Below are 11,653 nucleotides of genomic sequence, written 5' to 3'. Positions count from 1 at the left end.
CAAGGAGTGACAACTTTCCTGAAAGTCACCGTTGCTGAGGGAAGAGGTTCAGACCCGCTTCAAGACCAATGTGGTGAAGCAGAAGCGATTTAGTGAACTGCTCCAGGCATCCCTGAACAAATACGCCAACCGTTCGATTGAAGCGGCACAGGTGATTGAGGAACTGATTGCGATGGCAAAGCAGTTCCGTGATGAAGCAGAAAAAGTGGCGGCGATGGGGTTGTCGGTTGCTGAGGTTGCCTTCTACGACGCCCTGGCGAACAACCAGTCAGCACACGATCTGATGGGCGATAAGGTGCTGATGAAGATGGCACGGGAACTGGCAGAAAAACTCAGGGGCAACCTCAGCATCGACTGGCAATACAAAGAGAACGTTCGGGCACGACTGCGAACGACGATTAAGGCACTGCTCAAACGCTACAAGTATCCGCCTGATCAGGAGGCAGCAGCGATTGACTTGGTGCTCCAGCAGACCGAGATGATTTCTGAGGAGTGGTCGAAAGAGGATTTGGGGAACAAGATTCAGGCGGTTGTTGCCGATGCTTTGGAAAAGCAATTCTGAACGGGCACTACGCCTCTACAACTTCCAATAAATCCTCAATCCCACAATCCAGCACCGTCACGATCTTCCCCGCCAAATCCAAGGAAAGTGCTGATGCCGCCTTGTGATCGTTCCGTGCCAGTCGGGTGATGGTGGTCGCTGCCACGCCTGCCGCCACTGCCAGCGAGTTCATTGTGATTGCCTTCTCACCTGCCTCCGCACGGTGCAGATTTGCCTTGGCGAGTGCTTTGGCGAGTGTCAGACGAACTTGCTTTGCCATAAGGTGCACAATACCTCAAGCACCATGAAAGGGCAAAGCAGTGCTTGCTGCCTATGCTCTCGTGCCTGACACAGAGAGCAGAGCGTTAGGCGCCAAACATAAGCACTGCTTCCACCACGACAAACCCCACCAGAGCGACCAAGGCAAGAAGCGATGGAAAACCAGTTGTAACCATAACGACTCCGCTTAACACCCCATTTCTAAAGCAAACCTAAAGAGAGGCGTGAGGCAGGAAGCACAGCAGAACCAAATGGAACATTCCGCAATCTAAAAGCACTTGGCACACTATGCTCAGTCCCCTGTGCTATGATTTCAGTGCTGAGGGCAAGAGGTTCATTAGAAACCCGCCCTCTCAACCCACTCCAGAAACCCACAGAGGTTCCAAATGCCGACCGACTTCTCCGCCATTGACCTGGGCACCATCAACGCCGCTCACGAGGTCATCGTTGCCTCCATCCGCCACAAGGTATGTGAGTGGGAGCAAAAATCTTCTGATCTCGCTACCGACGGCAACCTCACCAATGCTGTGATGGTCAAGCACTGGGCGTTTGCTGCTGACCTGCTTTCCACCACGATCAGCACCGAGTTCACGAATCTGTTCTCCAAGGCACTCAATGCCCGCTTTGGCGACCTGACCCACACCACTCACCGCTCAGTTGCCGATCAGGTGCTGGATGCGGTTGCTCTGGAGGTGGCGGCAGCACAGGAGGTGCCTGAACTGGTTGCGGTTTGATGACTTTTCAGCACTTGGCACCACATCCTGCTGCTTTGGCGCTATAATTCCAGTGTTGAGGGGCAAGAAACTCATAGCAGTTCGCCCCTCCAACCCTTTTCCCAGAAACCCACAGAGGTTCAATCCGATGCGCTTCCTTGTTCCTGCTGGTGCTGGCGGAATCCCCTGCCACACTCAAACCACTCGCTTCAGCAGCAATGAACGACCATCCCGATGCTCCAAAGCAGTTCGGCATCCGCCTCAGTGAAGAGACGATGAAACTGGTTTCCCATATCCAGCATTTCCGCCAGCGCACCAATCAACCCATCACCCTCTCCTCAATCGTGGAGGACGCCATCCAGTGTCACTACAACCGATTGGTGAATGAGGGCGCAATCAAAAATGACTGATGACTCAACCAATCTCCCCATCTGATCTTCAGCGGGTTCTCAAGACCCTGCCACCAGAGGCACCAGACCCTGTCCCGCGTCAACCCCCTTGGCCGATTGGCGTCAATCAAGTTGGCCGGTGAGGGGAACTGATCGCCCCCCAGTTGTCGCCGGCGACAACTGGGGGGCGATGACGCTGGAGGCGACACGAAAACTGAGCCACACATCAGTCCGAGCCATTGCCAGCACTGACTTCCTCTGATCGGCACCAGGCGACAACCACGTTGGCCGGTTAGGCGCCGAGACCTCTGCTGAGCCTTGCCCTGGAGCGCACGAGCCGGCGGACCGCACAGTCCGCCGGCAGCGCGGAGCTCCCCGCCGGGGTCTGGCACCATCGGCACCAGGTTGTCGCCGGACGACAATCTCCCGGGCTGTTCTCCGCTTCTCTACGGCTGCTGTGGCTATTTGCTGCCGCTGCGCCGGCTTGCTTGGGCGCGGCGGTGGCTGTCGCCGCTGATCTCGACGATGTGGCAGTGGTGCACCAGCCGGTCCACCGCCGCCACGGTCATTGAGCTGCTGGGGAAGATCTCATCCCAGGCGGTGAACGGCTGATTGGCGGTGATCAGCAGCGATCGGCGCTCGTAGCGGTGGCAGATCAGCTCAAACAGCACGCTGCTCTCCTGTTCATCCCGCCGCACATAGCCAATGTCATCGATCAGCAGCAGCGGGTAGCGATCCAGCCGCTCCAGCGCTGCCGGCAGGTTGTATTCGGCGCGGGCCTTCTGCAGCTCCTGCACCAGGCTCGTGGCGGGATAGAAGCGGCAGGCCTGATCCAGGCCGATCTGCGCCAAGGCGATGCCGACCGCCAGGTGCGTCTTGCCCACACCGCTGGGGCCGAACAGCAGCACGTTCTCGCCCCGCTGCAGCCACTCGCTCTGGCGGCTCAAGGCCTCCAGTTCCTGCCATCGGTGCGCCTCGATCCGGCCGCCATGGTCGTAGTCCGCCAGCGCTTTGCTCCAGGGCAGCTGGGCCGCGCGCAGCAGCCGGTGCTGGCGGGCCTGCTGGCGTTGCTCCATTTCCTGCTCGCACAGGGCATAGAGAAACTGACTGGGGCTCCAGCCCTCGCCCTCAGCCTGCGAGGCGATGCTCTGCCAGTGGCAGCGGATCCATGCCAACCGCAGCTGTCGCAGCAGGATCGGCAGGGCGGCTTCCGCCGCCTGGGGCCGCGGGATGGAGGGCAAGGAGGTCGTCATAGCTCTGCAGCGTGTGTTGGGAAATGCGTTGCGGCGGGTGGGGGCGATGGGGCGGCAGCCGGAAGCGTTGCTGCAGCGCCGCCAGCGACAGCCCCTGCCGTTGATGGGCCTTCTCGAGCCAAACCAGCACTGGCTCGTAGCCCGCCAGGCGGCAGCCCACATACAGCGCCTCGACCATCAATCGGGCGGCGGCGTCACGGTCACCGCCATTGCGCAGCTGCTGCCACAGCTGCCACCAGCGCTCATCGGGGAACAGCTCCCGCTGGTAACTGCAGTGCAGCAATGCCCGGGGTTTTCGCCTGAGCGCATCGATCAGGTGCTCCAGATCGATGCTCCACGCCCGCCCATGACGCTCGACACCGCCGTGGCGCCGCTCCAGTTCGCAGGCGATCTGCCGGCCCAGAAGCAGCTGCAGCCGGTCGTGGAAGATCCGCACCGTCAGCCGCTGGTCGATCAGCCGCGGCGGCACCGAATACACGACTCTGCGTACCTCGATCGTGCTGGTGCGCCGCACCGTGAGCTGTTCAATGTCGTAGTCGGCAAAACGAAACCGCGGTAGTGGCCGCAGCGCCGCCTGCTCCTGCTCCAGCCGGATCAGGCGCGGCCTGTTGTACTGGTCAATCACCGCGGCCAGAAAAGCCTGGTATTCAGCCAGCGACTCGAAATCACTGCTGCCGCGCAGCAGCAACGCCTGCTCGATCCGCCGCTTGAGATGGCCATGGGGACTCTCCACACGGCCGTTCTCATGCGCCACCCCCAGGTTGTTGCGGCTGTAGGCCAGGCTGTAGTGGCTGCAGAGGGCGTGATAACGGCGGGTGATGTCGGAGCTGAAACTGCCGTTGCGGTTACGGCACGCTGCTGATAACCGGTCGGTGCGCAGTTCACCTGGCACCCCGCCGCAGGCAGCCAGAGCGTTCTGCAGACCCTCGGAGAGGGCTGCAAAACTCTCGCCGCCCTGGACCACCTGCGCATAGCTCCAGCCGCTCCAGGCCAGGCGGTAGTGGAACAGCAGATGGGGGAACACCTGGCCGGCGATCGTCACCTCCACCCCCTTGAGCTGGGTGAAGTCACAGAAGGCAATTTCGCCAGGCTCATAGCTCAAAGGGAAGATCACCTCCGGCGCCGGGCCGTGCAGTGCCTTCCACTCCCGCACCCGGCGCTGCAGGGTGCGCTGTAGCGGAATCCAGTCCACATCAGGTTTCTGCTGCTGCAGATGCTCCAGGAGCGTGATCGGCGTCAGCGCGGGTGAGCGCTGCAGCAACGGCACCAGCTCCTCCTCCCATACCCCTACCAGCGGATCGGGGCGGGTGCGGCCACGGGGCTGGTTCGCCCGCGGCTGCAGCTGATTGCATTCAATCCGGCGAGCACTGCGCACTGAGATGCCCGCCGCCGCGGCAGCAGCCTCCTGGCTGCTGCCGCCTCGTCGTTTCGTCATGAACAGATTGCGTTGGTGGCTTGTCAGTGGTGCCGGCATCACCTGGTCCCTGCGCATCGGCACCAGGGTCTCCAGCACTCACCCCACCGGCCAACGAGCTTGTCGCCGACCGGCCAACTTCATTGTCGGCGGACAAGACCCATACCCGCATCTGGCAGACCTCAATGCCGACCAACTGATTCAGCGGCGGGTGGAGGTCACAGGCACCATCAAGACCCTGGAGCAGGAAAGGCAGGTAATTGACGCCGAACTACTGACCACCTTTGGCGATGCTGAACTACGCTTTGGTGTTCGTGCCCCTGGTGGTTGGGTCCTCAAGCAACGATCAAGAACTAGTTGGGAATACAACCCAGAAGTTCGTGATGCCATCAAGGGTCTTCAGGGTCAGGCACAACGGGATGGGAGAGCACAACCACTGGTGAGCACATATCTGTGTTTGACACAGGAGACCTGATACTCCCCCTCCAGCATCAGACGCTAAAGACCTGCTGTAGGTGGGCGATGGGATTGGCACTCTCCTCACCACGAACCAACCAAAACTCAGTGCTGCCGCTTCTCAGCAGAGCACGGAAATCATCTGCGTCAATCAAGATGCCGCCATCCACTGCCAGGGTGACCATCTCATCAGGCGTTGAGGCGGCATAGAACTCCTTCTCAAACTCTGGATCACCTTCTACCAAGTGACAGAGGTGATCCAGAGCATCCAGGAGTGGCGGCGAGGAGTTCTCCAGGCAGAGCGACCAAGCGGAACCAAACCTACTCAAGCGTCAGGGCGCAGAGCACATAACTTCACACCAGCAGCATTAAGCACTATAATTTACTCACTGAACTCCACAGAGGGTCAATCAAATGCTCAAGACATCCAACAACGGCACTCAGGCAACCACTGCCATCAAGTTTTCCTTGCGACCTACTGCCGAAACGCTGGCAGATCTGTCTCGTCCCATTGACCCTCGGCACCTCAAGACCAGGAAGCAGGGAACCGCGACCCTGACCTACTGCCCTTGGAACACCATTGCCCGTCACCTTCACCACCGTGCCCCTGGTTGGTGTTGGGAGGTTCAGTCGGTTCAGGAGGTTGGCGGTGCCGTTGTAGTCACGGGGCGTTTGACCATCCCTACCGCAGATGGAGACCTGCTCCACTACTCAGCGGTGGCATCAGAACCGCTGGAGTCGGCATCCAAGGCACCTGCTGCTGAGGTTGCCGCTTCCTCTTGCTTGAGGAGGGCGGCAGCGTTGGCAGGTCTTGGGTTGGAGTTGTGGGGATGATCCGATGACCATCAACATTGAATGGCAAGACCAAAACGGCAACTGGCATCACTACCAGAGCAAGCAGAATCAGGCAGACGCCTATCGGGTTGCTCAGCGTCGTGCTGAGTCAACAAAAAAGCGCCACCGCCTGGTAGGTGACAATGGAAATCTGATGGATATCCTGAACCCATAAGACCTCTGTCCTGCTGATGCCCGAACCACTTCCAGAGAAACGAGAGAACTATTACACCATTGGTGGCAGCGGCAAACTTGAGGACTACACCGCAATCGCTCTCTTTGAAGGAAAAGACGGCAAGCGGGAAGCAGTGATCGGAATCACACTCAAAAACATTCCAGAGGTCTCAGGGTTCGTTGCGTTCATCGCTGAAAAGTTCGGAACCGAGCATCAATACAAACCAGCGATGCTGGAATTGCCGATGATTTACTGGAAGGGCAGCACCCTAGAAATAGAAGCACTGGTGATTGAGGCAGTCAACAAGTGGATAGACACCGATGAAGATCCCTGCGAGGTCTTCTATGACACCCTTGAGGATCTTGAGTATCTGTCGTTTTATTCAGACTATGAGGATTCGCTGATCCATAATAGACCTATTATCAAATACAATCCACGTGGCACAAATAGAAGTGGCAAAGGATTTGGTTGAGTCAGTCAATATCGTGATAGTTGCCCTGTGCATCCGTATATCCTCTGAATCTGCGACCCTTTGATGGGTTGTAGTGCCTGGCATAATCCACCCTGCCACTCTGACCAGAAGTATTGGTGAAGGTTTTGCCATCTTGATTCACCCCAAACCGCTTCTTGGATGCTGCTGCTGTTGACCCACCAGACTCGCCACTGCTTTGGTTCCCACGCTCTGATTTGAACTTCACCTGGTCCCATTTCAATCCATATTGCTTACGCAAATCATTTGCCCTTGTCTTCGCTGCTTCATAACCATCAATGCCCCGAGCGAGGACCGCATTAGTATCAGTGCGGTAGACATAAAAAGAGAGGTTCTCAAGCAGATTTAAGCGAACTCGAAAACGCTGCTCCCTGAGCACTCTTTGTATGGTATTCCAGATATGGCGGTTCTTGCTGTATGTCAAATTGGCAATAGATGGATACTCCAGAATTATTTATTGAGTCTCTTGAGAACCCAAATCACGCTGTGGCATCTTTATTCTCCCTACCCCAGAATAACCCTTAGATAGTGCTGTAATCCCCTGTGGTGCCCTACAGTTATGTCCTTTCCCAGTGGTGCCCGAATGGTATCTCTCCTGCCTGTATGCCTCTCCAAGAGCAGGATTAAGAGCACTGATGAGATTGCTAAAGTTCATTACTGAACTACACTGGGCAGACTTCTTTCTGGCACAGGAGAATAACCAGGAGTTCTGAGTGGTATTCCAAAGAAGTGCTGCCTTACGATGCTTCTTCTTATATTCCTTGCTGGTGATAGATCCACAGAATGGGCAAATAAACTGCCACTTTGGACTGCCATTACCAGAGATACCATAGAGCGGATTCCGTAGATAATACGCAAATAATCTCAACCTGTATCTCTCGTCAATTGGTGACTCTGAAATATTCATACAATCGCTATTGATAAACCTACAGGTGTAATTATAAGGCATATCTGCGTATAAGTCAACTTGACAGAATGGTAGAATAGGAGTAGAATAACTACGACAGTGTTTCAGAGACTGGTTTAAGTGTAAATATTGAATCTTATAAATAACTACGTAGGGCTTGCTGAGGAACCGATATCCATTGCGCCGCAGTTGATTCCAGGGATGGTCTCACGTTAAAATGAGCCAAATGGAGCCATTCCTGGCTTAGAATAATCTGCTGACACGCCAATGTACGTTTTTCAGCACGCAGGTCAGCTATCGATCGAGGAGTTTTACACGCCCTTCGGCGGCAAACTAGATCCTAATAATCGCTGGGTTCTGCTTCGTAACCTGATTCCATGGATGCCGCTGGAAAGCCAGTATGCACCCCAATTCAGTGCCAAGACAGGAGCACCGGCCAAGCCGTTTCAGATAGCGTTCGGTGCGCTGTACATCCAGCAACGCCTGGGAGTGACAGACCGCGAAACAGTTCAGCTGATCACGGAATCACCGTATCTACAATTTTTCATTGGCTTGAGTGCATACCAGGCAATGCCCCCGTTTGATCCATCGATGATGGTGCATTTTCGTAAGCGCATTGGCCCTGATCTGATCAAGATCTGCAATGACATGACCAAGGCCAATGGCATTGCGATGATTAAAGAGATGCTGGTTTCGGCGGAGGAGGATGATAGCGAACAAGAAGAGGAGCAACAGCTTGCTGCCATCGACGAAGCGCTAGGGGTGAAGCCTGCAACGTTGGATCCTGAAAGTAACTGGGGTACTCTGATTCTTGATGCAACCTGCGTGCCTGATGACATTCCCTACCCAGTAGATCTGAGGTTGCTCAACGAAGCGAGAGAGGCCACTGAGAAGATCATCGACGAACTGTTCAAGCAGTTGCAGGGAAAGATCAATCGTAAACCCCGCTGCAACCGGGATAAAGCTCGGAATCGGTTTCTGGCGATCATCAAGAAGAAAAAGCCCAAATGCGCCGAGATCCGTGAGGTCAAGCGCTTTAAGCTCAACGAGATTCGGAGAAACCTCAGAGCAATTGATCAGATGATCCACTGCGGTGCCATGCTTTTGGAGCTTGGAACCCAGCTCTACCGCAAGCTGCTGATCACCAGTGAACTGTACCGGAAGCAGCAGGAGATGTATGACGCTGATAGCCGGCGCATCGACGATCGGATTGTCAATTTGTCAAAACCACACGTGCGGCCGATCGTGAGGGGCAAGGCGGGAAGGCGAACAGAGTTCGGTGCGAAGATCTCAATATCAGATGATAATGGCTTTGTCGATGTGGATCGAATCAGCTGGGACAACTACAATGAAGCCAACGACCTGATCGCACGTGCCAAGCAATACAAGGAAGAGCGAGGGTACTATCCAGCACGAATCTGTGCCGATTCAATCTATATGACATTAGGCAACAAGAAGTTCTGCGCAGAAAATAACATCAGACTCAGTGGCCGTCCACGCAAGAAGCAGGTAGAGGCCGAGGTGCAGACAGCAGAGCAACAAGAGCTTTTTAAATCAGACTTGAGAAAGCGTTCCGTGATCGAGGGAAGAATCGGAACGAGCAAACGGAAATATGGACTGGATCGGATCATGACCAAGCTGATTGAAACATCAAGAACGGTGATCACGATGGCGTTCTTTGTGATGAATGCCGAGAAGGTTCTCAGGCTACTGCGCCTCTTATTCTCTATTCTTGTCTCTGTGTACATCCTGATGCTCTATTTGCTCGCCTCCTGGCGCCGTCCAGCGCTTCTGTGGGCTGCTTAGTCAGCTTCTAGGAGAAAATTGAGGTCACCAGCGCTTGGCGCTGCAGGCTGAGATCGCGGCCCTTGGCGCGGACGAAAAACCCGCGAATGAAATTCAGCAAGCCCTACGTAGTAGTTTCAACCAAGGTTTAAGGTTCTATAAGACTCCACTAACGCAAACCAGATTCACAATTCCCAGACACAAGAGTTGCCGCAGGCAATGTCCGAAGGACATTCCACCTGAAACTGATCTGAAACTTAATTAGAAACATCTAAAGAAACATATATGAGACCTCTATTGAACCCACCTAAGGCAGCACATCATAAGAACCCCAACAAGATCACCAGCATTCATCTACACCACTAAATACCAATAGCAATACAGAGAACCCAATGAGAGATCAATCCAACTCAATTCGTGAACAGGTCTCCTTTAAGCAACGCGAAGGTCACATTCGGGAATCCTGGAACTTCCTATGTACTCACTACAACCTCAATAAGTCTGATCTGGTAAAGTTCCTGATTAAAAAGGAAGAATACTTTCTAAGAAAACCAGAAACTATTCCCGCTGCCTTCGTCAAGGACTGGTTATGAGCACTCAATGGCAGATTCAGCAACGCATCAACTTTCTCCAGAAGGAACTGGATTCACTGGAGCACTACCTGCCTGATACCTACCAGTTCCTGATGGCAGAGATGGATAATCAACAAAGAGAACTGGTCGCAAGTAAGATTCAAGACTTTTATCAGGAACTAAACAATGAACACCAAAACCAGAACCCTCCTGCGGGAAATCCAACTTAAAATCAAAAGTCCCATTACCGGTCAAAAGGAGTTTATCAATGAGAATGCCGTCATAGATTATGCGGTAAAGACCGTATATGATCTGATGAAGCAGCAGAAAATAATTTAATACACCAAAATGAAGAAACAGAATGCGGATATTGTCAAAACCAAGTTCTCGATTGAGCACCAATACGAGGATGCCCTTGTATACCTTACATTAGAAGAACTTATCGCCTCCCTGAATTGCCTGGATGGGATTCAGGCAGCACTGGAGCGCCAAATCAGTGACTATGCCTTGGACCTGGTTCACGACCTCCTCGATGATGAGACCCCACAGATCATCAGAACTTTTTGGTTCAGTAAGGGAATGGCAGATTTCTATCTCTGCGTTGATGGTCGCGGTTTGATTCGCTTGCTGGATGACGAGATGCCAGAGCAACTCCTGGACCAGGTGCTGGGTGCTCTGATGCGTGAGTATCCCGGCAGTTAAAAACCATTGGGTCCCCCATAATCTATAAAGTGTTACCCTTGCCCACAAAAAAATCCGCCAGATATTCAGGCAGTCATATAGGTCGCAAGAACGTCTTCAATAAGTTCCTTAAGGTCAGGTTGCTTTTCTGCGAGATCACGTAAGCGCCGTTTGCAATTGAAACGCTGAGACCTCGAATCAGTCACCTGGAACTGTAGGGCAAGTTTATAAACATATGGGGGTGTATATGGACGACCCTTTCCTATCTTTGTTTTCGAGTCGGGACGCGTTACCCAACCAAATGTCGTTATGTCCAGATGAAGCAGGTTTTCCAATTGGATCACGCCCGCTTGCTGCTTTTCCTCATCTGACATCCGATCATAAAAAGGTCTGGAGATTTCAAGAATCTTCTTTTCCAATTCAGAAATTACTTGCTGCTTGCTTTCGTCACTGGCAGAATCATTCTTTATATAGTCCCATTCACTCATCAAAGATGCTCCATATTCCCTGGCAATCTCATTGAGTCGAAAGCGCATTATTGAAAACTCTTTCTTCTCAATCTCCCTATCAAACACCAGCAGGCAGCGCCATGGTGGAACACCATTACCAGAACGTTGTCGGTTTTGCTTTGACCACGACAAGATCGCGTGACTGGATGCTTTGAGGTGAATGACGCCCTGTTGGACTGCTGCGTCAATCTCCTCATCGCTCATTCGATGAATGGCATACAGCGTTGTATAGGAAGCAGGTAGATGCTCCAGGCACTTCCGTAATCGCTCATCACGGTGAAGAGCGAGAAGACGCAACCACACCTGTGGGTTGATCTCGACCTTCTCCTGAAATGCCTTGACCTGATCGGGCGTGTGCTCCTGCGCGTACTGCGCCACCAGGGCACAGGTCTCCAGAACCTCCTTGGCAGAGGACCCATACCGTGCCGCCTTGAGGGAGGACTCCAGTCGTTGAAAGCGCGTGTCCTTATCCATTTGCCTACTATACGACACTGGATGCGTATGGCGCTTTGCGAACTGGCACAGCAGGGGACGACAGGATGCGTACAGCGTCGTATTCTGCATTTGTCGAACGGAAGCGCATCGTCGCCAAGTCGTCCATAAAACCGAATACACATAATGCGGTCCAGCGAAATGTCCGCAATTGCTTAACTCT

Annotated in this window: 14 protein-coding genes; 8 read left to right on the top strand and 6 right to left on the bottom strand. The window is 53.9% G+C overall.

The genetic code is table 11. From position 1 onward, the window contains the following. Positions 1-31: 31 nt before the first annotated feature. On the top strand, positions 32-562 hold the full coding sequence (locus tag H8F27_RS11850; protein ID WP_197148262.1) for a type I restriction enzyme endonuclease domain-containing protein: 531 nt from the start codon (positions 32-34) through the stop codon (positions 560-562). Between the two features lie 7 nt (positions 563-569). Here H8F27_RS11850 and H8F27_RS11845 read toward each other — a convergent pair whose 3' ends face one another. Next, positions 570-821 (bottom strand): helix-turn-helix domain-containing protein, encoded by a 252-nt coding sequence (locus H8F27_RS11845; protein ID WP_197148261.1) that lies wholly within the window; start codon positions 819-821, stop codon positions 570-572. Positions 822-1,206: 385 nt separating this feature from the next. Between H8F27_RS11845 and H8F27_RS11840 the strand changes: the two genes are divergently transcribed. Both H8F27_RS11840 and H8F27_RS11835 read left to right on the top strand, forming a co-directional pair. After that, positions 1,207-1,554 (top strand): hypothetical protein, encoded by a 348-nt coding sequence (locus H8F27_RS11840; protein WP_197148260.1) that lies wholly within the window; start codon positions 1,207-1,209, stop codon positions 1,552-1,554. Positions 1,555-1,691: 137 nt separating this feature from the next. Beyond that, positions 1,692-1,943: a hypothetical protein gene (locus tag H8F27_RS11835; protein ID WP_197148259.1), complete on the top strand. Its 252-nt coding sequence runs from the start codon at positions 1,692-1,694 to the stop codon at positions 1,941-1,943. A gap of 440 nt (positions 1,944-2,383) precedes the next feature. Here H8F27_RS11835 and istB read toward each other — a convergent pair whose 3' ends face one another. The 3 genes from istB to H8F27_RS17650 all read right to left on the bottom strand — a co-directional run bounded on the left by istB (position 2,384) and on the right by H8F27_RS17650 (position 5,230). Next, on the bottom strand, positions 2,384-3,097 hold the full coding sequence (gene istB / locus H8F27_RS11830) for an IS21-like element helper ATPase IstB (protein ID WP_231596186.1): 714 nt from the start codon (positions 3,095-3,097) through the stop codon (positions 2,384-2,386). Beyond that, positions 3,051-4,688: an IS21 family transposase gene (istA, locus tag H8F27_RS17655; RefSeq protein ID WP_231596227.1), complete on the bottom strand. Its 1,638-nt coding sequence runs from the start codon at positions 4,686-4,688 to the stop codon at positions 3,051-3,053. The genes istB and istA overlap by 47 nt, the downstream gene beginning before the upstream one ends. 392 nt (positions 4,689-5,080) lie before the next feature. Continuing rightward, complete coding sequence (locus H8F27_RS17650; RefSeq protein WP_231596236.1) at positions 5,081-5,230, bottom strand: hypothetical protein; 150 nt, start codon at positions 5,228-5,230, stop codon at positions 5,081-5,083. 653 nt (positions 5,231-5,883) lie between these two features. Between H8F27_RS17650 and H8F27_RS11820 the strand changes: the two genes are divergently transcribed. Further along, positions 5,884-6,054 carry a hypothetical protein gene (locus H8F27_RS11820; RefSeq protein WP_197148258.1) on the top strand — a complete coding sequence of 57 codons (171 nt, stop codon included), beginning with the start codon at positions 5,884-5,886 and terminating at the stop codon, positions 6,052-6,054. Between the two features lie 16 nt (positions 6,055-6,070). Continuing rightward, positions 6,071-6,526 (top strand): hypothetical protein, encoded by a 456-nt coding sequence (locus H8F27_RS11815; RefSeq protein ID WP_197148257.1) that lies wholly within the window; start codon positions 6,071-6,073, stop codon positions 6,524-6,526. A 1-nt stretch (position 6,527) separates the two neighbouring features. Here the strand turns inward: H8F27_RS11815 and H8F27_RS11810 are convergent, their stop codons facing one another. Then, the gene (locus H8F27_RS11810; RefSeq protein ID WP_197148256.1) at positions 6,528-6,968 is read right to left on the bottom strand and encodes a hypothetical protein; all 441 of its coding nucleotides are present in this window, start codon (positions 6,966-6,968) and stop codon (positions 6,528-6,530) included. Positions 6,969-7,718: 750 nt separating this feature from the next. Between H8F27_RS11810 and H8F27_RS11805 the strand changes: the two genes are divergently transcribed. From H8F27_RS11805 to H8F27_RS11795, 3 genes are all read left to right on the top strand, one after another. Next, positions 7,719-9,257 (top strand): IS5 family transposase, encoded by a 1,539-nt coding sequence (locus H8F27_RS11805; protein WP_197148255.1) that lies wholly within the window; start codon positions 7,719-7,721, stop codon positions 9,255-9,257. A 568-nt stretch (positions 9,258-9,825) separates the two neighbouring features. Continuing rightward, positions 9,826-10,038 (top strand): hypothetical protein, encoded by a 213-nt coding sequence (locus H8F27_RS11800; RefSeq protein ID WP_197148254.1) that lies wholly within the window; start codon positions 9,826-9,828, stop codon positions 10,036-10,038. A 118-nt stretch (positions 10,039-10,156) separates the two neighbouring features. Continuing rightward, positions 10,157-10,510 carry a hypothetical protein gene (locus tag H8F27_RS11795; RefSeq protein WP_197148253.1) on the top strand — a complete coding sequence of 118 codons (354 nt, stop codon included), beginning with the start codon at positions 10,157-10,159 and terminating at the stop codon, positions 10,508-10,510. A 65-nt stretch (positions 10,511-10,575) separates the two neighbouring features. Here H8F27_RS11795 and H8F27_RS11790 read toward each other — a convergent pair whose 3' ends face one another. Beyond that, positions 10,576-11,376 (bottom strand): hypothetical protein, encoded by an 801-nt coding sequence (locus H8F27_RS11790; protein WP_231596235.1) that lies wholly within the window; start codon positions 11,374-11,376, stop codon positions 10,576-10,578. Positions 11,377-11,653: the final 277 nt, after the last annotated feature.

It is taken from the genome of Synechococcus sp. CBW1108, from assembly GCF_015840335.1.
Classification (GTDB): Bacteria; Cyanobacteriota; Cyanobacteriia; order PCC-6307; family Cyanobiaceae; genus Cyanobium_A.
Note: the sequence above shows the minus strand (reverse complement) of the source record. Positions and strands in the feature narration are given on the sequence as shown.

Bases quoted from the DNA above. Each gene is read 5' to 3' on its own strand.
- H8F27_RS11845 (WP_197148261.1), bottom strand. From the start codon at position 821: ATGGCAAAGCAAGTTCGTCTGACACTCGCCAAAGCACTCGCCAAGGCA.
- H8F27_RS11840 (WP_197148260.1), top strand. From the start codon at position 1,207: ATGCCGACCGACTTCTCCGCCATTGACCTGGGCACCATCAACGCCGCT.
- H8F27_RS17650 (WP_231596236.1), bottom strand. From the start codon at position 5,230: ATGGTCACCCTGGCAGTGGATGGCGGCATCTTGATTGACGCAGATGAT.
- H8F27_RS11820 (WP_197148258.1), top strand. From the start codon at position 5,884: ATGACCATCAACATTGAATGGCAAGACCAAAACGGCAACTGGCATCAC.
- H8F27_RS11815 (WP_197148257.1), top strand. From the start codon at position 6,071: ATGCCCGAACCACTTCCAGAGAAACGAGAGAACTATTACACCATTGGT.
- H8F27_RS11805 (WP_197148255.1), top strand. From the start codon at position 7,719: ATGTACGTTTTTCAGCACGCAGGTCAGCTATCGATCGAGGAGTTTTAC.
- H8F27_RS11800 (WP_197148254.1), top strand. From the start codon at position 9,826: ATGAGCACTCAATGGCAGATTCAGCAACGCATCAACTTTCTCCAGAAG.
- H8F27_RS11795 (WP_197148253.1), top strand. From the start codon at position 10,157: ATGAAGAAACAGAATGCGGATATTGTCAAAACCAAGTTCTCGATTGAG.